Source organism: Pseudomonas sp. GM74, from assembly GCF_000282455.1.
In the GTDB taxonomy this organism is placed as follows: domain Bacteria; phylum Pseudomonadota; class Gammaproteobacteria; order Pseudomonadales; family Pseudomonadaceae; genus Aquipseudomonas.
Genome location: NZ_AKJG01000049.1, coordinates 54850 through 79183 on the forward strand (window position 1 = coordinate 54850; position 24334 = coordinate 79183).

28 protein-coding genes are annotated in these 24334 nt (G+C 61.1%); 16 read left to right on the plus strand and 12 right to left on the minus strand.

The window, feature by feature from the left end; genetic code table 11:
• Positions 1 to 64 precede the first annotated feature (64 nt).
• Positions 65 to 907 carry a nitrilase-related carbon-nitrogen hydrolase gene (locus PMI34_RS16325; protein WP_008049341.1) on the minus strand — a complete coding sequence of 281 codons (843 nt, stop codon included), beginning with the start codon at positions 905 to 907 and terminating at the stop codon, positions 65 to 67.
• Positions 904 to 2403, minus strand: coding sequence for a purine-cytosine permease family protein (locus PMI34_RS16320; protein ID WP_008049342.1), 1500 nt, complete (start codon positions 2401 to 2403; stop codon positions 904 to 906). The genes PMI34_RS16325 and PMI34_RS16320 overlap by 4 nt, the downstream gene beginning before the upstream one ends.
• A 199-nt stretch (positions 2404 to 2602) precedes the next feature.
• Between PMI34_RS16320 and PMI34_RS16315 the strand changes: the two genes are divergently transcribed.
• Positions 2603 to 3505 (plus strand): LysR family transcriptional regulator, encoded by a 903-nt coding sequence (locus PMI34_RS16315; RefSeq protein ID WP_008049343.1) that lies wholly within the window; start codon positions 2603 to 2605, stop codon positions 3503 to 3505.
• 169 nt (positions 3506 to 3674) lie between these two features.
• Here PMI34_RS16315 and PMI34_RS16310 read toward each other — a convergent pair whose 3' ends face one another.
• Together PMI34_RS16310 and ggt are read right to left on the minus strand one after the other, a co-directional pair.
• Positions 3675 to 4208, minus strand: coding sequence for a cysteine hydrolase family protein (locus tag PMI34_RS16310; RefSeq protein ID WP_008049344.1), 534 nt, complete (start codon positions 4206 to 4208; stop codon positions 3675 to 3677).
• A gap of 69 nt (positions 4209 to 4277) precedes the next feature.
• Entirely contained in the window at positions 4278 to 6005 is a 1728-nt protein-coding gene (ggt, locus tag PMI34_RS16305) for a gamma-glutamyltransferase (RefSeq protein ID WP_008049345.1), read from the minus strand.
• A 136-nt stretch (positions 6006 to 6141) separates the two neighbouring features.
• Between ggt and PMI34_RS16300 the strand changes: the two genes are divergently transcribed.
• On the plus strand, positions 6142 to 6654 hold the full coding sequence (locus PMI34_RS16300) for a methylated-DNA--[protein]-cysteine S-methyltransferase (protein ID WP_008049348.1): 513 nt from the start codon (positions 6142 to 6144) through the stop codon (positions 6652 to 6654).
• On the opposite strand, the gene PMI34_RS16295 is transcribed toward PMI34_RS16300, so the two are convergent.
• On the minus strand, positions 6655 to 7248 hold the full coding sequence (locus tag PMI34_RS16295; RefSeq protein WP_008049349.1) for an NUDIX domain-containing protein: 594 nt from the start codon (positions 7246 to 7248) through the stop codon (positions 6655 to 6657).
• Between the two features lie 167 nt (positions 7249 to 7415).
• On the opposite strand from PMI34_RS16295, the gene PMI34_RS16290 reads away from it, so the two are divergent.
• Positions 7416 to 7841, plus strand: a complete 426-nt coding sequence (locus PMI34_RS16290) for a GNAT family N-acetyltransferase (protein WP_008049350.1) — start codon at positions 7416 to 7418, stop codon at positions 7839 to 7841.
• A gap of 72 nt (positions 7842 to 7913) precedes the next feature.
• Here the strand turns inward: PMI34_RS16290 and PMI34_RS16285 are convergent, their stop codons facing one another.
• The gene (locus PMI34_RS16285; protein ID WP_008049351.1) at positions 7914 to 8264 is read right to left on the minus strand and encodes a hypothetical protein; all 351 of its coding nucleotides are present in this window, start codon (positions 8262 to 8264) and stop codon (positions 7914 to 7916) included.
• 148 nt (positions 8265 to 8412) lie between these two features.
• On the opposite strand from PMI34_RS16285, the gene PMI34_RS16280 reads away from it, so the two are divergent.
• The 9 genes from PMI34_RS16280 (at position 8413) to PMI34_RS16240 (ending at position 13412) form a co-directional block, all read left to right on the plus strand.
• Complete coding sequence (locus tag PMI34_RS16280) at positions 8413 to 8661, plus strand: hypothetical protein (RefSeq protein WP_008049352.1); 249 nt, start codon at positions 8413 to 8415, stop codon at positions 8659 to 8661.
• A 20-nt stretch (positions 8662 to 8681) separates the two neighbouring features.
• The gene (locus PMI34_RS16275; RefSeq protein WP_008049354.1) at positions 8682 to 9011 is read left to right on the plus strand and encodes a DUF6388 family protein; all 330 of its coding nucleotides are present in this window, start codon (positions 8682 to 8684) and stop codon (positions 9009 to 9011) included.
• Positions 9012 to 9036: 25 nt separating this feature from the next.
• Positions 9037 to 9741 (plus strand): YoaK family protein, encoded by a 705-nt coding sequence (locus PMI34_RS16270; RefSeq protein WP_008049357.1) that lies wholly within the window; start codon positions 9037 to 9039, stop codon positions 9739 to 9741.
• Between the two features lie 198 nt (positions 9742 to 9939).
• Entirely contained in the window at positions 9940 to 10332 is a 393-nt protein-coding gene (tusD, locus tag PMI34_RS16265) for a sulfurtransferase complex subunit TusD (protein ID WP_008049358.1), read from the plus strand.
• Between the two features lies 1 nt (position 10333).
• Positions 10334 to 10696, plus strand: coding sequence for a sulfurtransferase complex subunit TusC (gene tusC / locus PMI34_RS16260; RefSeq protein ID WP_008049359.1), 363 nt, complete (start codon positions 10334 to 10336; stop codon positions 10694 to 10696).
• Positions 10696 to 10989 carry a sulfurtransferase complex subunit TusB gene (tusB, locus tag PMI34_RS16255; RefSeq protein ID WP_008049361.1) on the plus strand — a complete coding sequence of 98 codons (294 nt, stop codon included), beginning with the start codon at positions 10696 to 10698 and terminating at the stop codon, positions 10987 to 10989. Before tusC ends, tusB begins: the two co-directional genes overlap by 1 nt.
• A complete protein-coding gene (locus PMI34_RS16250) occupies positions 10986 to 11321 on the plus strand; it encodes a TusE/DsrC/DsvC family sulfur relay protein (RefSeq protein WP_008049364.1) in 336 nt (111 codons plus the stop codon). The genes tusB and PMI34_RS16250 overlap by 4 nt, the downstream gene beginning before the upstream one ends.
• Positions 11318 to 12319 (plus strand): glycosyl transferase family protein, encoded by a 1002-nt coding sequence (locus PMI34_RS16245; protein ID WP_008049366.1) that lies wholly within the window; start codon positions 11318 to 11320, stop codon positions 12317 to 12319. Before PMI34_RS16250 ends, PMI34_RS16245 begins: the two co-directional genes overlap by 4 nt.
• A 91-nt stretch (positions 12320 to 12410) precedes the next feature.
• Positions 12411 to 13412 carry a glutathione S-transferase family protein gene (locus PMI34_RS16240; protein ID WP_008049367.1) on the plus strand — a complete coding sequence of 334 codons (1002 nt, stop codon included), beginning with the start codon at positions 12411 to 12413 and terminating at the stop codon, positions 13410 to 13412.
• 117 nt (positions 13413 to 13529) lie between these two features.
• On the opposite strand, the gene cysG is transcribed toward PMI34_RS16240, so the two are convergent.
• The 6 genes from cysG to PMI34_RS16210 form a co-directional block, all read right to left on the minus strand.
• A complete protein-coding gene (gene cysG / locus PMI34_RS16235) occupies positions 13530 to 14924 on the minus strand; it encodes a siroheme synthase CysG (protein ID WP_008049379.1) in 1395 nt (464 codons plus the stop codon).
• On the minus strand, positions 14925 to 16205 hold the full coding sequence (serS, locus tag PMI34_RS16230; protein ID WP_008049382.1) for a serine--tRNA ligase: 1281 nt from the start codon (positions 16203 to 16205) through the stop codon (positions 14925 to 14927).
• A 16-nt stretch (positions 16206 to 16221) separates the two neighbouring features.
• Positions 16222 to 16596 (minus strand): fluoride efflux transporter CrcB, encoded by a 375-nt coding sequence (gene crcB / locus PMI34_RS16225; protein WP_008049383.1) that lies wholly within the window; start codon positions 16594 to 16596, stop codon positions 16222 to 16224.
• A complete protein-coding gene (locus PMI34_RS16220) occupies positions 16596 to 17918 on the minus strand; it encodes a replication-associated recombination protein A (protein WP_008049384.1) in 1323 nt (440 codons plus the stop codon). The genes crcB and PMI34_RS16220 overlap by 1 nt, the downstream gene beginning before the upstream one ends.
• A gap of 165 nt (positions 17919 to 18083) precedes the next feature.
• On the minus strand, positions 18084 to 18707 hold the full coding sequence (lolA, locus tag PMI34_RS16215; RefSeq protein WP_008049385.1) for an outer membrane lipoprotein chaperone LolA: 624 nt from the start codon (positions 18705 to 18707) through the stop codon (positions 18084 to 18086).
• Positions 18708 to 18773: 66 nt separating this feature from the next.
• Entirely contained in the window at positions 18774 to 21185 is a 2412-nt protein-coding gene (locus PMI34_RS16210) for a DNA translocase FtsK (RefSeq protein ID WP_008049386.1), read from the minus strand.
• Between the two features lie 317 nt (positions 21186 to 21502).
• On the opposite strand from PMI34_RS16210, the gene trxB reads away from it, so the two are divergent.
• The 4 genes from trxB (at position 21503) to infA (ending at position 24300) form a co-directional block, all read left to right on the plus strand.
• On the plus strand, positions 21503 to 22462 hold the full coding sequence (gene trxB / locus PMI34_RS16205; protein ID WP_008049387.1) for a thioredoxin-disulfide reductase: 960 nt from the start codon (positions 21503 to 21505) through the stop codon (positions 22460 to 22462).
• 62 nt (positions 22463 to 22524) lie between these two features.
• Positions 22525 to 23205 (plus strand): leucyl/phenylalanyl-tRNA--protein transferase, encoded by a 681-nt coding sequence (gene aat, locus PMI34_RS16200; RefSeq protein WP_032829604.1) that lies wholly within the window; start codon positions 22525 to 22527, stop codon positions 23203 to 23205.
• A 57-nt stretch (positions 23206 to 23262) separates the two neighbouring features.
• Entirely contained in the window at positions 23263 to 23970 is a 708-nt protein-coding gene (locus PMI34_RS16195; RefSeq protein ID WP_008049389.1) for an arginyltransferase, read from the plus strand.
• A 111-nt stretch (positions 23971 to 24081) separates the two neighbouring features.
• Positions 24082 to 24300, plus strand: a complete 219-nt coding sequence (infA, locus tag PMI34_RS16190) for a translation initiation factor IF-1 (RefSeq protein ID WP_002553999.1) — start codon at positions 24082 to 24084, stop codon at positions 24298 to 24300.
• Positions 24301 to 24334 lie beyond the last annotated feature (34 nt).

Here is a 24334-nt window from a genome sequence, read left to right on the forward strand (position 1 = left end):
GGCCTTTGGTTTCGACGATGCCATAGGCCCGTGACGGGCGTCCAGTGCGCAATGACATCAACGGTTACAAAGCGCTGTGCAACCCGTACAGCTGTGGCCTGCGGTCCTGATGCAGGTCGTTGCGCGCGCTGATGCGCTTGTTGCGCGCTTCGGCGAGGCTCAGCGTCGCCAGCAGGATTTGCTCGCCGCCCTGCTCCGCCGGCCCGGCCAAGGGGTAACCGTCAGCATCGACGATGACCGACCCTTGCACCCAGCCGACGCCACGCTCATGGCCATAGCGATCGCATGCTGCAATGAACATGCGGTTCACCGAGGCATTGGCCTGCACTCGCAGCACTTCAGCCGGGCGCTCGGTTTGCGGCCGCGGACCGTCGGGCCAGTTGACCGGCGCGCACAACAGATCGGCGCCGGCCAGCGCCGCAAGACGCACCCACTCGGGGAACTCCAGGTCGTAGCAAATCAGCATGCCGAGTCGTCCATGCACCGTTTCGACCACCGGCGGTGGCGCATCGCCAGCTGTGAAGATGTCCTTTTCGGCATCCCACAGATGCGCCTTGCGGTATACCGCACGCAGGCCATTGGCGTCGATCATCGCCGCGCTGTTGGCCAGCTCATCGCCGGGCAGGCGTTCGCAGAAGCCGCCGACGATCACCAGGTTCAGCTCACGGGCCAGGGCCTGCCACAACTGCAAGGTTGGACCGTCAACTGTTTCCGCCAGGCTCAGCGCTTCATCACGGTCGGTGAACAGGTAGCCGCTCTGCACCAGTTCGGGCAACACCACGACCTGCGCCCCCTGAAAGGCCGCCTGGCGAATCGCGCGTTCGGTGAGCGTGCGGTTGTGGGCCAGGTCGCCGATTTTCGGCGCCAGTTGGCAGCAGGCGACCACGGTATTTTTTGCGCTGTTCAACGCCCTGCCTCCGCAGATGAATGGGTCATGGCGACGATGTCGCTCTCGCTCAGTGCATCGATCACCCGGCGTTCGGCAGCCAGATCAATCGAGCGGCTGAGCAGGTAATAGGTCAGCCCCGACACCACCAGGCCCACCAGCCAGGCGATGTCCACGCCTTCCAGCACTCGCGCCAGCGGGCCGACAAACACCTCTTTACCGGCGGCGGCATCGAATATGTAGAAGAACGGCACCATCGCGGCGAAACCGATCAGGTACGAAACGATGCCGCGAAATTGCCAGGCGCCGTAGATGCCCTTCGGCGTGAAGAAATGCGGGATCGCATAACGGCCCTTGCGCACAAAGAAGTAGTCCACCAGGTTGACGGCGGTCCACGGCACGAGGAAGTACAGCAACAGCACCAGGAAGGTGTTCAACAGCGCGATGCCGTCCCCTTTGATCGACAGCACGCAGGTCAACAGAATCACGCTGATCACACTGATCGACAGCACACGGGCACGGGGTGTCGGGGCGATTTTTTTGATCGAGTCGACACCGGTCAGCAGTGTCAGCATGGCGCTGTAGGTGTTGAGCGCGATGATCGGCAGGAAGCCCGCCACCGAGACGATCACCAGCAGATTGCCCAACCCCGGCACCATGGAAGAACCGACCTGATTCAACGCCACCAGTGCATCCGCTGCTTTCAACTGCTGCGCCAGCCAGGCGCCGAGGCCGATCATCCAGCTGCCGGACAACGAGGCACCGATGAACACCGCCGCGATCAGTTTCACCCGGCTGGTGTTTTTCGGCAGGTAACGGGAATAGTCGGACACGTAGGGCGCATAGGAAATGTTGTAGCTGGCACCGATGGCGAACAGCGTGGCGAAGGCCACCCAGTTGAAGCCCAGATCGGTCGCCGGCGTGACGCCTTCCTGACCCGCACCGAACATCAAGGCGATGGTCACCAGGGCGTACAGCGGCAAGGTCGCCAGCAAGGCCCACTTGAAGGCCTTGTGCATCAGGTCGTGGCCGTAGATCGACAACAGCGCACCGATCAGTACCACGGTGACGGCGACGATGGTCGGGTCGATGCCGAATACATGTTCAAGGCCGTTCATGATCAGCGAGATATTCACTACGTTGAATCCGACGAACACGAACATCGTCGCCATCAATGCCAGGATCACCCCGCGATAGCCGAACTGGGCGCGGGACTGGATCATCTGCGGCAGGCCCATTTCCGGGCCCTGGGAGCCGTGGAACGCCATGAAAATGGTGCCGAACATGATGCCCAGGGCACCGGCGAGCATGGTCCACAGTGCGGACAAGCCGAGGCTCGGGCCAACAAAGCCGATGGAGATGGTGAAGAAGTGGAAGTTGCCCAGGAACCAGAAAGGCCCCTGGCTGCTGAGTTTGGCGTGGCGTTCGTTTTCCGGGATGTAGTCGATGGAGTGGCCTTCGATAGCCAATCCGCCGCTCGCCTCGGCGGCGTGCGCAGACACTGGGGAACCTGACATACGATTGTTCCTATGCTGTTGTTTGTTGTTTTTGTGGGCACAGCGCTCGCTACGACGTCCAGTTCAGGTGAAACTCCATAAAAAGCTGACGATGACGCTGGTTTCACGGCAATGTAGGGCGTGGGTTCGGGCAGTAAAATATCGCAGGCACACTGTTTACATAGATCACCATCTATGTAGGCGAGAATCGGGAGCCCCCATGCTGGGAACTGTAACGGAGCTGGATCTGCGCCTGATCCGGGTATTTCTGACCGTCGTCGAGGCGGGCGGCATCTCGGCGGCTCAAACCGCCCTCAACACCACACAACCGACGATCAGCGCGCAGTTGGCGACGCTGGAAGCCCGGGTCGGGTTCCGCTTGTGCGAACGCGGGCGCAGCGGGTTTTCCGTAACGCCCAAAGGCACGCAGTTCATCGAGGCGGCCCGACGCTTGCTCGCGGCGGCCGAAGGATTCCGGGTCGAGGTGCAGCACATCAACCGCAAAGTCTCGGGCAGCATCAACATCGGCCTGCTGGGGCAAATCGATCCGGTGGCGAACAAGAAAATCGGCCAGGCCATTGCCCGTTTGCGCGCGCGGCACGAGGGGCTGTACTTCCACTTCACCGAACTGTCGTCGTCACTGCTGGAAGAAAAAATCATCAACGGCCATATCGACCTGGCCATCGGTTACTTCTGGCATCGCTTGCCCGGCATCGATTATTTCCCGCTGTTCCCGGAAACCCAGATCGCCTACTGCGCGCCCTCGCATCCGTTGTTCGGGCAAGTCGGCGCACTGACCCGGGAAGATGTCAGCGGGTACGACTGGGTCTGGCCGAGCCATCCGCTGCCGGAAATGCCGGCCCCCACGTCCATCGAGCGCCTGACCGTGCTCACCGACAGCATGGACGGTGCGGCCCTGCTGATCCTGTCCGGCCAGCACCTGGGGTTTCTACCGCAGCACTACGCGACCCGGCATGAACAGCTGGGGCAATTGCACCCGCTGAATCCGGATCTGTTGCGCTATGAGGTCAGCTTTCATGCGGCGGTGCGGCATTCGGCGCGACAACGGGACCTTGTGAGCGCGTTCCTCAACGAGCTGATGGAGATTTTCGGAGCGGTGTAGATCTTGTGGGAGCGGGCTTGCTCGCGAAGGCGTCGTTACAGTCAATATTGATGTTGACTGACCCACCGCTTTCGCGAGCAAGTCGGATCGCCGCACCGCCGCTCCCACAGGATTAGCAGGTGTACGCAAAATCTGCGGGCAACCGGGATTACTGTGGAATGCGGTGGTTTCAGAAATGGATGTCCTTGGCCGGTATCACATCGATCCGCGCCACGGAACCGGTCAGGCGCTTCAGGTCCTTGTTGTGCTCGGCGATGATGTCTTCGGCGGTCAGGTTGCCGTTGTCGACGGTGGAATGCGCATCGCCCGCCAGCACCACGTCGTAGCCCAGTTTCAAGGCCTGGCGCACGGTGGCGTTGACGCAATAGTCAGTCTGCAGGCCGCAGATGACCAGGCACTCGAAGTCCTCTTTCGGCAACAGTTTTTGCAGGTTGGTCTGGTAGAACGAATCCCCGGTGGTCTTGCGCACGCGGTGGTCCTTGGGTGAGGTCTCCAGCCCTTCGGCCAGTTGCCAGCCGGCAGCGCCATGGGCCAGCGGGCTGCCCGACTCTTCGTGCTGGATCAGCACCACCGGCACTCCCGTCTTGCGCGCCCGGGCAGACAGGTCATTGATGGTGTTGATGACCCGTCCAATCTCGAAGCACTCATACTCACCGGAACACAAAGCCTGTTGGACGTCGATGATTAGCAACGCAGTGGCCATGATTTCCTTCCTTGAATTGTCGAGGGTTCAGGGGACGAACATAAGCCCGTCCCCCTCCGGACACAACCCTCAATAGCCCAGCGACAACCCGGTGTTACGCCGTGGGTCGTTCGCCCCGTAGAATCGGTTCTTGCCTACCGGCTTGCCACCCAGCGATGGTGCGCCGACCAGGATCGCCGCCAGGTGGTTGGCATCCTGTGGACCGGCGAACTTGTGCCCCCAGCTTTCGAGGATTTTCACCGTATCCGGGCTGGTGGTGAAGGCTTCCAGGTTGGTTTCCTCCGGCAACCACTGCTGGTGGAAACGCGGTGCATCCACCGCTTCCTGGATGTTCATGCCGTAGTCGATCACGTTGAGCATGGTCAGCAAGGTCGCGGTGATGATGCGGCTGCCGCCCGGCGTACCGACCACCATTACCACTTTGCCGTCCTTGGTGACGATGGTCGGGCTCATGGACGACAGCGGCGCCTTGCCGGGCGCGATGGCGTTGGCCTCGCCCTGCACCAGACCGTACATGTTCGGTACGCCGATCTTCGAAGTGAAGTCGTCCATTTCATCGTTGAGGATGACCCCGGTCTTGCTCGCCATCACGCCGGCACCGAACCAGTCGTTGAGGGTGTAGGTCACCGACACCGCGTTGCCCCACTTGTCGACGATGGAGTAATGGGTGGTGTTGTTGCCTTCATGGGGCGCTACACCGGGTTTGAGCTCGCTGGATACCGCTGCTTTTTGTGGCTTGATCGCGTCGCGCAGCTTGGTCGCGTAGTTTTTATCCAGCAGGTGGGCAATCGGGTTCTTCACGAAGTCCGGGTCGCCCAGGTAGCTGTTGCGGTCCACATAGGCGTGGCGCATCGCCTCGATCTGATAGTGCATGCCCTGGGCCGAGTGATAGCCCAGGTCCTTCATCGGATAGCCTTCGAGGATGTTCATGATCTCGCAGATCACCACGCCGCCGGAGCTCGGTGGCGGTGCGGAAACCACGTGGTAGCCACGGTAGTCGCACTCGATGGGCGCCAGTTCACGGGTCTTGTATTTGTCGAGGTCGGCCTGGGTGATGATGCCCTTGTTGGCCTGGCTGGAGGTGACAATGGCGTCGGCCACCCAGCCTTTATAGAAACCGTCGGTGCCTTTCTCGGAGATCTCCCGCAAGGTCTTGCTCAGGTCCTTTTGCACCAGTTTCTGGCCGACTTGCATCGGCTCGCCATTGCTCAAGAAGATCGAGCCGGAATCCTTGATGTCCTTCTTGAACATGTCAGTGGCGTAGTCCAGCAGATCGACATCACCCTGTTCCAGCACGAAACCGTCTTCGGCCAGCTTGATCGCCGGGGCGATGATTTCCTTGCGCGGTTTGGTGCCGTACTTGGACAGCGCCAGTTCCATGCCCGAAACGGTGCCCGGCACGCCCACGGCCAGGTGGCCACGGGTACTCAGATCGGGAACGACGTTGCCCTCCTTGTCCAGGTACATGTTGGCGGTAGCGGCCAGCGGCGCTTTTTCACGGAAGTCGAGGAAGGTCTTGCGCCCGTCCGCCAGTTGAATGGTCATGAAACCACCGCCGCCGAGGTTGCCTGCCGCGGGGTACACCACCGCCAGCGCATAGCCGACCGCGACCGCCGCATCCACGGCGTTGCCGCCGTTCTTCAGTACATCCACGCCCACATGGCTGGCCAGGTGCTGGGCCGTGACCACCATGCCGTTTTCCCCGGTAGCCGGGGCCACGGAGGCGGCATGGGCGGTCAGGCAGCTGAGCGCCAACGAGGTCGCAATCAGCGATTTGGCAAAAGGTTCGTACTTCATGAGTCGGTCTCTTCTTGTCATTAAACAGGGGAACGTTTCAAAAGCCGTTGCCAAGTATGGTCGGGATTACGGTTTGCGCCTCCCCGTCGAGACAGTATCCTTAACGCCTGTTCAGCAATTTCGCGCGAGCCCTGGCATGACCTATACCTGCACCACCGTGGCTTCACCCGTGGGCCAGTTGAAGCTGGTCGCGAACGGTTCACGACTGGCGGCCATCCTCTGGGAAAACGACAAACCCGGCCGGGTGCGCCTGGGGCCCATGAGCGAAGCGCCGGACAATCCGATTCTGGTGCGCACGGCTGCGCAATTGCGCGAATATTTTTCCGGCACCCGCGATCGCTTCGAACTGGATCTGGATTTTGCCGGCACGGAATTTCAGAAGAAGGTCTGGGCGGCGCTGCTGACCATCCCGTTCGGCGAGACCCGCAGCTACAGCCAGATCGCCGAACAGATCGGCAACCCGGCGGCGGTCAGGGCGGTGGGTGCGGCCAATGGCAAGAACCCGATTTCGATCGTGGCGCCGTGCCATCGGGTGATTGGCGCGTCGGGCAAGCTCACCGGGTTTGCCGGTGGGCTTGAGGCGAAGGAGCTGTTGCTGACGCTGGAGGGCGGGCAATGGCCCGGCACCGCGCGCCTGCCAGGCTTTTGATCATGCTTGGGCGAAGAGGTTTTTCATCGCCGCATACTGCAACAGCATGATGGTCTTGGCGTCGCAGATTTCGCCGCGATAGAACGCTTCGAGCGCGTCGTCGAACGCCCACTCCAGCACTTCCAGCTCTTCGGTTTCCGCCTCCAGCCCGCCACCGTCGCTGACTTTCGACTTCGCGTCGTATTCGGCAATGAAGAAGTGCAGTTTTTCCGTCACCGAGCCGGGGCTCATGTACGCCTCGAAGACCTTCTGCACATGGTGCACGCGATAACCCGTCTCTTCCTCCGCTTCATCGCGGATGCGGTCTTCAGGCGCCGCGCCTTCCAGCAGCCCCGCCGCCACTTCGATCAACAGGCCATCGTGGCCGTTGACGAACACCGGCAGGCGAAATTGCCGGGTCAGTACCACGGTTTTCTTTTCGCGGTTGTACAACAGAATCGCCGCGCCATTGCCTCGGTCGTAGACCTCCCGGACCTGGCGTTGCCACTCGCCGTTGTTGCGCTGGTAATCGAAGGTGATTTTCTTGAGCAGGTACCAGTCGTGGGACAACACCTGAGACTCAAGGATGATGACCCGCTCGGCTGTGTTCGACATGACAACGCGTCCTGTTATTTGTCTGAGGGTCCACATGTTAAGTCAAAACGGACAGCCCTTGCCTCCTCAGGCAAGTTGCGCGTTGGCGACGGTTCAACTTTTCCGCAGGATGGAACAATCGCTGCAACCGGGATAGGCTGCGGCTTCAATGCCATATGGATATAGCCATGAACCTGCGTATCGAACTGTCGCAAAACCCCACGGAAGAACAACGCCAGGCCATCCTCAAACCCTTGCGCGCCTACAACGGCTCGAAGGCCGAAGGTAACGTGCCTGAGCACATCGCCCTGCTGGTGCGCGACGACAACGACGAGATCCTCGGTGGCCTGCATGGCCGATTGTTTTACCAATGGTTGTACATCGACTTGCTGGTGGTGCCGGAACAGGCTCGGGGACAGGGCCTGGGTTCGAAACTGATGCAGATGGCCGAAGACCTGGCGCGGGAGCGGCGCTGCGTCGGATTGTGGCTCGACACCTTTGAATTCCAGGCCCCGGAGTTCTACAAGAAATGCGGCTACAGCGAGATCGGGCACATTGCCGATTACCCGCCGGGCCACAGGCACTTCTTCTTCCAGAAGCGCCTGATTTACTGACTCGACACAAAAACCAATGTGGGATCGCCGCACCGCCGCTCCCACAAGGGTACTGCGTTAATTCATCACTTCTTACAAACAAGTCGCCAACGCCGCCAACCGGCGTTTGGCCACAAAATCGTCCTTCTGTGCGTAGTAGCTCAACACCGTGCCCGAGGCATCGCTGGTCACGTCGACGAAGGACTCCGCCGAACGGGTGTAAACGGTCGTGCCGCCCTTCTCCCCTGGTTGCAGATAGGCAGCGGCATCGACGCCGAACACGGCCTCGTCCTGCCAGGAAAACTGCACGCACTGGGCGACGTCTTTTCCCGGTTTTTCCGAGTTCAGGGTCTTGTACGGGGCCTTGGTGCGGGCGTCGTTCATCGCCGAGCCGGCGCATCCGGCCAGCAACGTCACGGCCAGCGCCGCCATCAGAATTCGCATTGCATTCACTCATCGGGAAAAAGCGGACTTTATCACCCCGGCAGCCCGTATCGTTCTGCTTTACTGCATTTATACCGCGACAGCACGCAACGATTCGCGCACCCTGTCGCGCCAATAACGCCCCATCGCACCCCTGACTGGAAATCTGATGACACCTAATGCCGAGTTCTACAAACCGAGCACTGAATATGCCGACAAGCTGATCAGCCAGATCGGTCAGACGCCCTCCTGGATCGCCAAGCGAATCGGCGTCACCGACAAGCGGATTCGCTACATCCTCGACGGCGAAAGAACCGTCAAAGGCGAAACCACGCCGATCCAGATGACCTACACCGAACAGTTTGCCCTCGAATGCCTGGCGGCAGCGGCCAAGGCCGGCAAGAAGCAATCCTCGTAATCCGTTCTCAAGGAGCGACCATGGCGGCAACCGAACTGCAGCATGAGCAAGCACTCAAGAGGTTTCTCGATGATCGCCCCGAGTTGCGCGAAGAACTCGACCACCTCAACCCGCTGTTGGCCCAGGCCAAGGGTGAAACGGCGGCTCAGTATCGCGAGGAGCGTCTGCACGAAGCGTTTGAAGCTGAAGCAGAACGCCAGCAGTTGTTCGCCTGGGAACTGACGTTGCAGTTAACCACCGCCACGCCCCAGGACTACGAAGCGCAGCGCCTGGAAGTGCACCGGGAAGTGGCGGAAATGGCCGGCATGGACTGGCTGGAATATTGCGAGTTGAATGGGATAAAACCCTAAGCACTGTTCAAGGATGCCGTCGCCGATGCTACCCAACACCGCCAGGACCCACGCCAGCCCCGGTCACTTGCACACACAGAAATGGCGCGGGCGCATAGGCCTGAGCCTGGTGGCCATGCTCTCGGTACTCGCCGGCATGACCGACGCCATCGGCTTCATGGCCAGCGGCGACTTCGTCTCGTTCATGAGCGGCAATACCACCCGGATGGCGGTCGCCATCAGTGCCGGCGACCTTGGGTTGACCCTGCGCCTGGTGATCCTCGTCGCCACCTTCATCGTCGGCAACGCGCTGGGCATTATCGTCAGCCGCCTGGGCAGGCGCCGGGCCCTGCCCTTGTTGCTGTGCATTGCCGCCCTGCTGTGCGCCGCCGCGGCCTGGCCCTATGACGCGCAACTGCCGGCCCTGCTGGCGGCGATCATCGCAATGGGCATGCTCAACGCCGCGGTGGAAGAAGTGAACGGCCTGCCGGTTGGCCTGACCTACGTCACCGGTGCCCTGTCGCGTTTCGGCCGCGGGCTGGGCCGCTGGATGCTCGGCGAGCGCCGTAACGGCTGGCGCGTGCAACTGATCCCCTGGACCGGCATGTTCGCTGGCGCGGTACTCGGTGCCGTGCTGGAACATCACCTGGGACTCAAGGCGTTGTTTGCCAGTGGCCTGCTGGCTGCCGCGCTCGGGGTATTGTCGTTGAAGATCCCGCGGCGTTGGCAGTTGGGGTATATGCCGCGCTGAGTCTTGTGTTGTCTGTGCGGGCCTCTTCGCGGGCAAGCCCGCTCCCACAGGTTTTGTGGTCATACCGCAATCGTTGGCATGGCATAGATCACTGTGGGAGCGGGCTTGCCCGCGAAGAGGCCCGCACAGACAACATCCATTTAGCCGCCCCGCCGATAAAGCTTTATCATGGCCGCAGTTTCGCTGATCGAGTGCACCATGAAGTTCGCCATCGCCGTGTTTTGCGCCGCCCACGCGCCCTCCTCGCGCCGCGCCTTGCTGTTCGCCCAGGCCGCGCTCGCCGACGGGCACGAGATTGTCCGGCTGTTTTTCTATCAGGATGGCGTCTACAACGCGTCCGCCAGCGTGGTCACGCCCCAGGATGAACTGGATTTGCCCAAACAATGGCGCACCTTTGTCAGCGACCATCAACTTGATGGCGTGGTGTGCATTGCCGCCGCCCTGCGTCGTGGCGTGTTGAACGAAGAAGAAGCCAGGCGCTATCAGCGCGAGGCGGTAGCCGTCGGTGCGCCGTGGGAGTTGTCCGGCCTCGGCCAATTGCATGACGCCGCGCAGGGTGCCGACCGTCTGATCTGTTTCGGAGGCGCATGACATGGCCAAATCCATATTGATCATCAGCCGCCAGTCGCCATGGTCCGGCCCTGGCGCACGGGAAGCGCTGGATATCGTGCTGGCCGGCGGCGCCTTCGATCTGCCGATCGGCCTGTTGTTTCTCGATGACGGCGTGTTCCAGTTGGCCGCCGGTCAGAACGCCAAGGCCCTGCAACAGAAAGACCTGAGCGCCAACCTGCAAGCCCTGCCGATGTTCGGTGTCGAGGAGCTGTTCGCCTGTGGCGACAGTATCGCCCAGCGAGGCCTGGACCCCAGCGGCCTGTCGCTGCAAGAAGCCCAGGTGTTGGCCGCCCACGAAATCACCGCTCTCATTGACCGTTACGACCAGGTGATCACCCTCTGATGTCGACTTTGCATGTGTTGTCTCATTCCCCGTTCGGCGACGAACGCCTGACCAGTTGCCTGCGCGTGATCGGCGCCAACGACGGTTTGCTGCTGTCCGGTGATGCCGCCTATGCGTTGCAGCCAGGCACCGCGCCATTCACGACGCTCAGCGCACGCGGCCTGAAACTGTTCGTGCTGGCCGAAGACGCCCAGGCCCGCGCGCTTGCGGTTCCAGACTGGGCCAAGGCCATCGATTACCCGGCCTTCGTCGAACTGTCGATCCACTACGACAAGGTCAACTGCTGGCTATGAAAGCATTGACGGTCGGCGCCCGCGCCATCGAACTGGACAAGGACGGTTTCCTGGTCGAACTGAGTGACTGGTCCGCCGATGTGGCCAGTGCCCTGGCGGCTGCCGAAGACATCGAGTTGACGCCCGAACACTGGGAAGTCCTCGAACTGCTGCGCAGTTTCTACACCGAGTTCCAGCTGTCACCGGCCACCCGCCCGTTGATCAAGTACACCGCCCTGAAACTCGGCCCGGAAAAAGGCAACAGCCTGCACCTGAACCGACTGTTCAAAGGCACTCCCGCCAAACTCGCCGCGAAACTGGCGGGCCTGCCCAAACCGACGAATTGCTTATGACCGACTACCCAGCACTGACACTCGAAACGCCCGCCGAGCATCCGTTCGCCCAGTTCGTGCGGATCCTTGGCAAAGGCAAGCGCGGCGCCCGTGACCTGACCCGGGTCGAAGCCCGCGAAGCCATGGGCATGGTGCTCGATGAAAAGGTCGAGCAAACCCAGCTCGGCGCATTCCTGATGCTGTTGCGGCACAAGGAAGAAAGCGCGCAAGAGATGGCGGGCTTCACCGAAGCCTTGCGCGAACGCCTGAGTCCTCCGGCACTGGCGGTGGATCTGGACTGGCCGACCTATGCCGGCAAGAAGCGGCACTTGCCCTGGTATTTACTGGCGGCCAAGTGCCTGGCGCAAAACGGCGTGCGGATTTTCATGCACGGTGGCGGCGCCCACACGGCCGGTCGCTTGTACAGCGAGCAACTGCTGGGCGAATTGAACATCCCGCTGTGCCGCAACTGGCAACAGGTGGGTTCGGCGCTGGATAACGGCGGCCTGGCCTTCATGCCATTGATGGACTGGGCGCCACAGCTGCAACGCATGATCGACCTGCGCAACACCCTGGGCCTGCGTTCGCCGATCCACTCCCTGGCGCGGATTCTCAATCCGCTGGGCGCCCGTTGCGGCCTGCAGAGCATTTTCCACCCGGGCTATCAGGCGGTGCATCGCGATGCCAGCGGCCTGCTGGGTGACACCGCCATTGTCGTCAAAGGCGATGGCGGCGAGATCGAGATCAACCCGGACGCCGACAGCCACCTGTACGGCACCACCGGGGGCGAGAGCTGGGACGAGGAATGGCCGCAGTTGTCGGCGCAGCGTCACGTCAAACCGGCCTCGCTTGAGCCTGAACATTTGAAAGCGGTCTGGCGTGGCGATGTGGTCGACAGCTACCCGCAAATGGCCCTGATCTCGACCATGGCCCTGGCCCTGCGCGGCCTGGGACAGAGCCGCGAACAGGCCTTCGAAACCGCTGAAAAATACTGGGCCGCGCGGGACAAATCGATTTAATCGATCATTTGCGCCCGAACTTTGCGCTTTTTGTGCGAACTCATCGGAATAGACTCGACTCCATCGATTACGGGTTTCGGGAGTCTTGAACATGGGTTTGTTAGTGGATGGCCGCTGGCAGGACAAGTGGTACGAGAGCAGCAAGGACGGCGCGTTCCAGCGCGAACAGGCGCAGCGTCGCAACTGGTTGACCGCTGACGGCAAGCCGGGAACGACCGGCGTCGGCGGTTTTGCGGCCGAGCCCGGGCGCTATCACCTGTACGTGTCCCTGGCCTGTCCGTGGGCCCATCGCACGCTGATCCTGCGTAAACTCAAAGGCCTGGAAAATCTGATCGACGTTTCGGTGGTCAGCTGGTTGATGCTGGAAAACGGCTGGACCTTCGACCAGCCCCTCGGTTCGACCGGCGACAAGCTCGATCACTTCGACTACATGCACCAGCGCTACACCGCCGACACCACCGACTACACCGGCCGCGTCACCGTACCGGTGCTGTGGGACAAACAGCACAAGCGCATCGTCAACAATGAATCATCGGAAATCATCCGCATGTTCAATGGCGCCTTCGACGATCTGACCGGTAACGACCTGGACTTCTACCCGGCGCCGCTGCGCGGTGAGATCGATGCGTTGAACGAGCGGATTTATCCGGCGGTGAACAATGGCGTGTACCGCGCCGGATTTGCCACCTCGCAACAGGCTTATGAACAAGCCTTCGATGAGGTGTTTGCCGAACTGGACCGCCTGGAGCTGCTGCTGGGCGCCAACCGCTATCTGGCTGGCGAGTACCTGACCGAAGCGGACATCCGTCTGTTCACCACGCTGATTCGCTTCGATGCGGTGTACTACGGGCACTTCAAGTGCAACCTGCGGCGGATCGCGGATTATCCGAACCTGTCGAACTGGCTGCGGGAGATTTATCAGTGGCCGGGGATTGCCGAGACGGTGGATTTTGAACACATCAAGAACCACTACTACGCCAGCCACCGCACCATCAACCCGACGGGTGTGGTGCCCAAAGGTCCGGCCCAGGACTTCACCGTGGCCCATGATCGGGAGCGGTTGAGCGGGAAAGGGGTTTGGCGCAAGGCCTGAGCTTCACACTGGCTTTGAGGGCCTCTTCGCGAGCAAGCCCGCTCCCACAGGGGATTTGTGTCGTTCACGAATCCAATGTGGGAGCGGGCTTGCTCGCGAATGGGGTCGACTCGGTCTCTAGACCTGCCCCTGAGCCCCTTCAAACCACGCCAGTTTCTCGCGCAGTTGCACCACTTCACCGACGATCACCAATGTCGGCGCATGCACTTCATGCTCCGCCACCAGGCGTGGCAGGTCCGCCAGGGTGCCGGTAAACACGCGCTGGTTGACCGTGGTGCCCTGCTGGATCAATGCCGCCGGGGTATCGGCGGCGCGGCCATGCTTGATCAACTGCTCGCAGATGATCGGCAAGCCCACCAGCCCCATGTAGAACACCAGAGTTTGCGCCGGGGCCACCAGATCGGCCCATGGCAAATCGCTGGAGCCGTCCTTGAGGTGGCCCGTGATGAAGCGCACCGACTGCGCATAATCGCGGTGGGTCAGCGGAATCCCGGCATAGGCCGCGCACCCGCTGGCCGCCGTGATCCCCGGCACGACCTGGAACGGGATGCCATGGGCCGCCAGTTCTTCGATCTCCTCACCCCCTCGACCGAAGATGAACGGATCACCGCCCTTCAATCGCACCACGCGCTTGCCTTGCTTGGCCAGGTCCACCAACTGCTGGTTGATCTGATCCTGCGGCACCGCGTGATCGGCTCGGCGCTTGCCGACGTAGACCCGCTCGGCGTCGCGACGGCACAGTTCGAGAATCGCCGGTGCCACCAAACGGTCGTAAAGCACCACGTCGGCTTGCTGCATCAGACGCAATGCCTTGAACGTCAGCAGGTCCGGATCACCTGGCCCTGCGCCCACCAGATAGACCTCACCGGTCGCCACTGGCGCTTCGCCGTCGATTTTCGCCTGGAGCAACCGCTGGGCTTCACCGCCCTGCCCGGCCAGTTGGCGGTCGGCAATCGGTCCCTGGAAAACATCTTCCCAGAACGCCCGACGCTGCTGCACATCCGGAAACAGGCCTTTGACCTGATGGCGAAAGCGCGCAGCCAGCCCGGCCAGGTGACCGTAGGTGGAAGGAATCCAGGTTTCGATCCTGGCGCGGATCAAACGCGCCAGCACCGGCGCATCGCCGCCGCTGGACACGGCAATGATCAACGGAGAACGGTCGACGATGGCCGGGAAGATCACGCTGCACAGGGCTGGCGCGTCCACCACGTTGACCGGCACGCAACGCCGATGGGCATCGGCGGAGACTTGTGCGTTCAGCGTTTCGTCGTCGGTGGCGGCAATGATCAGCCCGCAACCGTCCAGATCCGCCTCGGCATAGCCACGTAACAGGCACTCGCCACCGCTGCCGGCAACCAGTTCGCGCAGTTGCGCTTCGATTTCAGGTGCAACCACCCGCAGCAGCGCACCGGCATCGGCCAGCAGGCGGGATTTGCGCAAGGCAATCTCCCCCCCGCCGACGACCAACACACGACTGCCGCGAAGGTTGTGAAACAGCGGCAGATATTTCATTTAGCCGATGACCTCGAGGCCACCCATGTACGGCTTGAGGACTTCAGGCACGCGGATCGAACCGTCGGCCTGCTGATAGTTCTCGAGCACCGCCACCAGGGTACGACCCACTGCAAGACCGGAACCGTTCAGGGTGTGCACCAGTTCCGGCTTGCCGGTTTCCGGGTTGCGGAAACGCGCCTGCATGCGGCGGGCCTGGAAGTCGCCACAGTTGGAGCACGACGAGATTTCGCGGTACTTGTCCTGGCTCGGGATCCACACTTCCAGGTCGTAGGTCTTGACCGCGCTGAAGCCCATGTCGCCGGTGCACAGCGCCAGGGTGCGGTAAGGCAGTTCCAGCAGTTGCAGGACTTTCTCGGCGTTGGCGGTCAGGCCTTCCAGCGCTTCCATGGATTTCGACGGCTCGACGATCTGCACCATCTCGACCTTGTCGAACTGGTGCTGACGGATCATGCCGCGGGTGTCACGGCCCGATGCACCGGCTTCACTGCGAAAGCACGGCGTGTGGGCAACGAACTTGATCGGCAACAGTTTCGAATCGACGATTTCGCCGGCGACGATGTTGGTCAGCGACACTTCGGCGGTCGGGATCAGGTACAGGTCGGCTTCGCCTTCGCGTGCGATCTTGAACAGGTCTTCTTCGAACTTCGGCAACTGGCCGGTGCCTTGCAGCGCGGGAGCCTGAACCAGATAAGGCGTGTAGGCCTCTTCGTAGCCATGTTCGGTGACGTGCAGGTTGATCATGAACTGCGCCAGGGCGCGATGCAGACGGGCAATCGGGCCACGCAGCAGGGCGAAACGGGCACCGGACAGCTTGGCGGCGGTTTCGAAGTCCAGCCAGCCGAATTTCTCGCCCAGGGCCACGTGGTCCTGAACCGGGAAATCGAAGGCCTTCGGAGTGCCCCAGCGGCGCACTTCGACGTTGCCGTCTTCGTCTTCGCCGACCGGTACCGATTCATGCGGCAAGTTGGGGATACCCAGCAGGATAGAGTCCAGATCGGTCTGGATCGCGTCCAGTTCGACTTTACCGGCGCTCAATTCGCCCGCCATGCGCTCGACGTCCGCCATCAACGGCGCGATGTCTTCGCCGCGCTGCTTGGCCTGACCGATGGATTTGGAGCGCGCATTACGTTCAGCCTGCAGTGCTTCGGTGCGGGTCTGGACGGTCTTGCGCTGTTCTTCCAGCGCTTCGATGCGCGCAACATCCAGGGTATAGCCACGGGATGCCAGGCGGTCCGCTACGTCCTGAAGGTTGCTACGTAACAGTTTGGAATCGAGCATGTCGGTTTCTCGTTTATCAAAGTTTGGTCAAGGACAGGCCGGCCCAGGTGGCAAGCAGCCCGCCGAATACGCTGAGCGCCGCATAGCCCAGGGCCAGCGGCACTTGCCCGCTTTCCAGCAGGCGTACCGTATCCAGTGAAAAGGATGAAAAAGTCGTCAGCCCCCCGAGGAAGCCGACCATCAACCCGGCGCGCACCTCGATGGGCACCTCCGGGCGTATCAAAAACAGACCGTATAGAACGCCGATCAGCAAACAGCCCACGATATTAACGGCCAGCGTCGCGGTATAGAAGTGCCGCGGCCAATTCGCGTTGATCCAGTTGCCCGTGGCGAAGCGCAACAACGTGCCGGCCATCCCGCCGACGGAAACCGCAACGATCAAGGGAAGCACTATTTTCTCCGCTGCCTTGGGCTTAAACGGTCGAGTTTCGCCAGGTGATTGAGTTTTTCGCCGATCTTCAACTCCAGGCCACGGGGCACGGGCTGATAGAACGGGATCGGGTCGAGTTCTTCCGGGAAATAGTCTTCGCCAGCGGCATAGGCGTCCGGCTCATCGTGGGCATAACGGTATTCATCGCCGTACCCCAACTGTTTCATAAGCTTGGTCGGCGCATTGCGCAGGTGCAGCGGCACTTCCAGCGAGCCGTGCTCGGCGGCGGCGCGCAATGCGGTCTTGAAACCCATGTACACCGCGTTGCTCTTTGGCGCGCAGGCCAGATAGGTGATGGCCTGGGCCACAGCCAACTCGCCCTCTGGGCTGCCGAGGCGCTCCTGCACTTCCCAGGCCGCCAGGCACAGGCTCAGGGCTCGCGGGTCGGCATTGCCGATGTCTTCGCTGGCCATGCGCACCACGCGCCGGGCCAGGTACAGCGGGTCGCAACCGCCGTCGATCATGCGCGCGAACCAGTACAGCGCGCCGTCGGGGTTGGAGCCACGCACCGATTTGTGCAGCGCGGATATCTGGTCGTAGAACGCTTCGCCACCCTTGTCGAAGCGTCGACGGGTGTCTCCGAGCAGGCTTTGCAGGAACTCGGTGCCGATTTCGCTGTTGTCTTCGGCCAGGTCAGAGGCGTTTTCCAGCAGGTTGAGCAGGCGTCGACCATCGCCGTCTGCAGCCGACAGCAGCATCTGGAAGCCTTCATCGCTGAGGGTCAGGTTGCGCTTGCCCAGGCCCCGCTCTTCGGTCAGCGCGCGCTGCACCAGTTTGCGCAGGGCCGCTTCGTCGAGGCTTTTGAGCACATAGACACGCGCCCGCGACAGCAAGGCGTTGTTGAGTTCGAACGAAGGGTTTTCCGTGGTCGCGCCGATGAAAATCAGCGTGCCGTCCTCGACATAAGGCAGGAACGCATCCTGCTGGGACTTGTTGAATCGATGCACTTCGTCGACGAACAGGATGGTGCGGCGGCCGTACTGCGCGGCCTGCTGCTTGGCGATTTCCACCGACTGGCGGATCTCCTTGACCCCGGCCAGCACCGCCGAGACCGTTTCGAAATGCGCATCCGAGACTTCCGCGAGCAATCGCGCCAGGGTGGTTTTGCCGACACCGGGCGGGCCCCAGAAAATCATCGAGTGCAGGGCACCCTGCTCCAGCGCTTCACGCAAGGGCTTGCCGCGAGCGAGCACGTGTTCCTGACCGACGTACTCGTCCAGATTGGCCGCACGCAGTCGGGCGGCCAATGGCTGGGCGATGGGGGTGCTGCGAAACAGGTCCATGACTACCTATGAAACCTCACTGGGTTCTGATGCCGATCAACTAAATACTGAACATCACGATCCCTGTGGGAGCGGGCTTGCCCGCGATGGGGGCATCACTTTCAACATCAGTGCTATCTGACCCGACGCCATCGCGGGCAAGCCCGCTCCCACAGGTTCGGTGTTTTACTCCTGAATTACATCGGCACCCTTGGGGATGTCGAACTTGAATTTGGACGCCGGGATCGGCTCGTTGGCCTTCACCCCGGTGAACAGGATATTGGTGCGCTGGCCGACGCTGTCGATCAGTTGCATATCATTGACCAGGCCATTGCGGAACGACAGGCGCAGGCTGTCGAATAGCGTGTCCTTGGTCTTCGGCTTGAGGGTGAAGTCGATCACGCCGCCGGCTTCCTTGGCACTGATGTCGAAGCTCTGGCTGATCTTGGACACGTCACCGGACAACAGCAAGGCCGGGGTCTGGGTCAGGCGCTGGTCGAGGTTCTTGATGGTGGCCTGTTCCAGGTCCGGGTCCCACAGGGTGACTTTCTTGCCATCGGAGATCATGGTCTGTTCGGCCGGCGCATCGGTGTGCCAGTAGAACAGGCCCGGACGCTGCAGGGACATCTCGCCGGCGGTTTCCTGCAACTGGGTGCCGGTGCCATCAAGGGTCAGTTGCGAGAAGCGTGCGGTCAGGGTCTGGGATTTTTCCAGCAGTTGGGTCAGGCGTGCCACGTCCTTGTCATCGGCGTTAGCCTGGAGCGTGGTCAAGGCCAGTACCGGCAGCAACAGCATGCGGATCAGACGCATGGGAGTCCTCATAACATTCGTGGGAGTGCGGGCGGCGCCAAAGGCACCACCCCTTTCATACTCGGGTCAGTCGCGCACCGGGCCAGGGGCCAGGACTTCACGCGAACCGTTGGTGTTCATGGACGTCACGACCCCGGCCATTTCCATGGCTTCGATCATGCGCGCGGCGCGGTTATAGCCGATCTTCAGCTTGCGCTGAACCGCGGAAATGGAGGCGCGACGGCTTTCCAGCACGAACTGGACCGCTTCGTCGTACAGCGCGTCGGCCTCGGGATCATCACCGTCGCCGCCACCGCTGCTGCCTTCAAAGCCGCTGCCCGCCTCTTCGACGCCATTGAGAATGTCGTCGTTGTATTCCGGCGCGCCCCGCAGCTTCCAGGCTTCCACCACGCGGTGAACCTCATCGTCGGACACGAAAGCACCGTGAACACGAATCGGCAGACTGGTACCCGGCGGCATGTAGAGCATGTCACCGTGGCCCAGCAGTTGTTCCGCACCGCCCTGGTCGATGATGGTCCGCGAGTCGATCTTGCTCGACACCTGGAACGCCATGCGAGTCGGGATGTTGGCCTTGATCAGACCGGTGATCACGTCCACCGACGGACGCTGGGTCGCGAGGATCAAGTGGATACCGGCCGCACGAGCTTTCTGCGCAATACGGGCGATCAGTTCTTCGACCTTCTTGCCGACGATCATCATCATGTCGGCGAATTCGTCGACCACCACCACGATGGTCGGCAGCTTTTGCAGGAGCGGCGCTTCGTCGTGGATGCTTTCGCGCTTGTACAGCGGATCGCTCAACGGCTCGCCGGCGTCCTGAGCTTCCTTGACCTTGGCGTTGAAGCCCGACAGGTTTCGCACACCCATCTTGGCCATCAGCTTGTAGCGTCGCTCCATCTCGGCAACGCTCCAGCGCAGCGCGTTGGCGGCGTCCTTCATGTCGGTGACCACCGGACACAGCAGATGCGGAATGCCTTCGTAGATCGACAGTTCAAGCATTTTCGGGTCGATCATGATCAGCTTGGCGTCTTCCGGGCCGGACTTGAACAGGATCGACAGGATCATCGCGTTCACACCCACCGATTTACCGGAACCGGTGGTACCGGCCACCAGCAAGTGCGGCATTTTCGCAAGGTCGGTGATGACCGGCTTGCCGCCGATGTCGTGACCCAGGGCCAGGGTGACCGGCGACTTGAAGTTGTCGTACTCGGGGGTCGACAGCACCTCGGAGAAACGCACGATCTGCCGGTCTTCGTTGGGAATCTCGATACCGACCGTGGTCTTGCCCGGAATCACTTCCACCACGCGCACGCTGGTCACTGCCAGGGAACGGGCCAGGTCTTTGGCCAGGTTGGAGATACGGCTGACCTTGACGCCAGCGGCCGGCTGGATTTCGTAACGGGTGATCACCGGGCCCGGGTGAATCGAATCCACCGCGACTTCAACGCCGAATTCCTTGAGCTTGATTTCCAGCAAGTGGCCAACCGCAGCCAGGGATTCAGGGGAGTAGTTGAGCTGTTTCTTTTCCGCCGGATCGAGAATCGAGATCGGCGGCAAGGTGCCTTCCACGGCGCTGTCGACGAACAGCGGCGCCTGCTTCTCTTTTTCGACGCGTTTGCTCGGTGCGGCAGGCTTTGGCGGCGCGGGCGCAATCACCGGCGGCACCTGCTTCTCGCGCTCGGACATGTGCTTGCTCAGGGCTTGCTCACGTTCGATCAGGCGCTCCTTGACCTTGGCCTGCTCGCGCTTGTCGGTGACGGTCGGCGCGACCACTTCATCCATGCGGTCGTCGACTTCACGCAACTGGGCAACCAGTTGTTTGCGCTCGGTACGGGCCGCCCACCAGCGATTGGCGGCGCCCTGGAACAGTTCGAACAAGTCGAGGGTGATCTTGCCGGTGATGTCCATCACCTTGAACCACGACAGGTCGGTAAACACGGTCAGGCCGAACAGGAACAAGGCAATGAACAACAGCGTGCTGCCCTGGATATTCAGGGCGTTCCTGGCCAGTTCGCCGAGGCTTTCCCCCAGCGCACCGCCCGCACCGGCCGGCAGACCGGTCGCGGCATGGAAATGGATATGGGCCAGCGCGGCGCCCGACAGCACCAGGAACACAAGGCCGATCAGGCGCCAGGAGAACAACCAGCCGCTCCACTGCCACGGTTCGTGACGTTGGCGGAAGATCTGGTACGCCTTGACGGCCAGCAGCAACGGGAAGATGTAGGCGAAGTAACCCAGCACCATGAACAGGATATCGGCGCTATAGGAGCCCGCTGGCCCGCCGAAGTTCTGCACGTCGTCGATCTTGCTGTTATGACTCCAGCCCGGATCGTCCTTGCCGTAGGTCAACAAGGCCATCATCAGGAACAGGCACAAGGCACCGATGGCAATCAGCGCACCTTCCTTGAGTCGGTAGTGCAAGTGCTGGCGCCAGAGCGGTACGACGGCTGGTTTAGGTGCTGCGGTGGATTTCTTCAAAACGCTTCTTTTCCTGCGCCAGTGGCGCGTCCATCTGGTGAATGTCTATAAAAGCTGCCAAAAAACCGCGAAAAAACTGCCCAATCCAGGCAGGTAAAAAAGTTAACACGCGTTACCGGGACTACTTTTAACACTGCGCCCCGGTTTTTATAAACATGGTGCGCACTGAATATATGTAACACGCAGGGCATTGTACGGGTTTGTACGCACGACGCCATGCTTGAGACCCTTGGGTGTAGCATAGTCAACAGCACATGACATGCTGTTCAATTTGAGCATGCATTCTCTTTTGTGACAAAGGCTTATGAGGTGTTTTTATGAGCGAAGCGAAGCATTCACGCCTGATTATCCTGGGCTCCGGCCCCGCTGGTTACAGCGCGGCCGTTTATGCCGCCCGCGCCAACCTCAAGCCCGTTGTCATTACCGGCATCCAGGCAGGCGGCCAACTCACCACCACCGTCGAAGTGGACAACTGGCCAGGGGACGTTGAAGGCCTGACCGGACCGGTGCTGATGGATCGCATGCAAAAACACGCCGAACGCTTTGCCACCGAGATCGTTTACGACCACATCCACACCGCCAAGTTGCAACAACGGCCGTTCGAGCTGATTGGCGATGGCGGCACCTACACCTGCGACGCCTTGATCATTGCCACCGGTGCATCCGCGCAATACCTGGGCCTGCCGTCGGAAGAAGCGTTTGCCGGCAAAGGGGTGTCGGCATGCGCGACCTGCGATGGGTTTTTCTATCGCAATCAGGTGGTTGCGGTGGTCGGCGGCGGTAATACGGCGGTCGAGGAAGCCTTGTACCTGTCGAACATCGCCAAGGAAGTGCACCTGATTCACCGCCGCGACAAGCTGCGCTCGGAGAAGATCCTCCAGGACAAACTCTTCGAAAAAGCCGCCAACGGCAATATCCGCCTGCACTGGAACCAGAACCTGGACGAAGTGCTCGGCGATGCCAGCGGCGTGACCGGCGCCCGCCTGCGCGACAGCCATACCGGCGAAACGAAGGAGCTGCCGCTGGCCGGGGTATTTATCGCCATCGGCCACAAACCCAATACCGACCTGTTCACGGGCCAACTGAAAATGCGCGACGGGTATCTGCTGGTCAAGGGTGGCAGCGAAGGCGATGCCACCGCCACCGCGATTGCCGGGGTGTTTGCCGCCGGCGACGTGGCCGACCACGTTTATCGCCAGGCGGTTACGTCTGCCGGGGCTGGTTGCATGGCGGCGCTGGACGCTGAAAAATACCTCGACGACATTCCTGCCGTTTAAAGGCAAACTTTATGGCGGGCCAAAGCCCGCCACTGCCCTCCCCTTCTGCAAGCCCGGATGCCATGCTGACTTGGTTACAACGCAACACCTTGCATTTCCCACCGCTGGAAAAGGCCATGCGCGACCCCAACGGGCTTCTGGCTGCCGGTGGCGACCTGTCCGCCGATCGGCTGATCTCGGCTTATCGCCACGGCTGCTTCCCGTGGTTTTCCGAAGGCCAGCCGATCCTCTGGTGGTCGCCGGACCCACGCACGGTTCTGTTTCCCGACGAATTGCACGTCTCGCGCAGCCTGAACAAACTGCTGCGCCAGCAACGCTACCAAGTGACCTTTGACCAGGACTTCGCCGCCGTCATCCGCGCCTGTGCAGCCCCCCGGGAATACGCTGACGGCACCTGGATCACCGAGGCCATGCAGGACGCTTATATCGAGTTGCACAGGCGCGGGCATGCGCACTCGGTGGAAGTCTGGGACGGAGATGAACTGGTCGGCGGATTGTATGGCCTGGCAATGGGCCAGTTGTTTTTCGGCGAGTCCATGTTCAGCCTCGCTGACAACGCCTCGAAATTCGGCTTTGCCACACTGGTCCGCCATCTGAAAGACTCAGGCTTCGTGCTGATCGATTGCCAGATGCCCACCGACCACCTGCACAGCCTGGGCGCCCGAGCGATACCCCGCCGCGAATTTGCGAGCTATCTGGTCAGGCACCTGGACCAACCCAACACCGCCACCTGGGTTTGCTGAGCGACTTTCTCCCGTGTGGCTTACACTTATTCAAAAGCATTATCCCGAGGGTTGATCATGACCGAGTTGGCGCGTTTGAAGTTCTATGCCACTCAGCCGCACTCTTGCAGTTATCTGCCCGAGGAGCAGGCCACAACCCTGTTTCTCGACCCTAGCCAGCCCATGGATGTGCATGTCTACGCAGACCTGTCGGAGATGGGGTTTCGTCGCAGTGGCGATCATCTCTATCGGCCGCATTGCCAGAATTGCAATGCCTGCGTTCCGGCGCGCATTCCCGTGGGGCAGTTCACGCCCAACCGGCAACAGAAACGCATCTTCAAGCGCAACATGGATTTGCAGGTGCGTCCGGCCAGGCCCGGCTTCAACGAAGAGTACTTCGACCTTTACCAGCGCTATATCGAACAGCGTCACGCCGATGGGGACATGTATCCGCCGAGTCGCGACCAGTTTTCGACATTCCTGGTGCGGGACCTGCCGTTTTCAAGATTTTATGAATTTCGCCTGAACGGCCGACTGCTGGCCGTCGCCGTGACCGATTTGCTGCCGAACGGTCTTTCGGCGGTCTACACCTTCTACGAACCGGCCGAAGAGCGCCGCAGCCTTGGGCGCTATGCGATCCTCTGGCAAATCGCCGAGGCCCGGCGACTGGGACTGGAAGCGGTCTACCTCGGCTACTGGATCAAAAACTGCAAAAAAATGAACTACAAGACTCAATATCGCCCTATTGAGTTGCTGATTAATCAGCGCTGGGTGGTTCTAAACTAGAGCAGGCCCTAAACCCCTTGGCTTAAACCCCACTTTTCGGGCACAATGCACGCCGCTTTTGCCTGGCGCAGTTGCACCGGGCCATTCATTGGACACCGAGGGCTTTACTGCATGTCGAAAGAAGACAGCTTCGAAATGGAAGGCACTGTCGTCGACACCCTGCCCAACACCATGTTTCGTGTGGAGTTGGAAAATGGGCACGTCGTAACCGCGCACATCTCCGGCAAGATGCGCAAGAACTACATCCGTATTCTTACCGGCGACAAAGTGCGCGTAGAGCTGACTCCCTATGACTTGAGCAAAGGGCGTATCACTTACCGCGCTCGCTAATCAAGTCAATACAAGACGCCCGGCTTATGCCGGG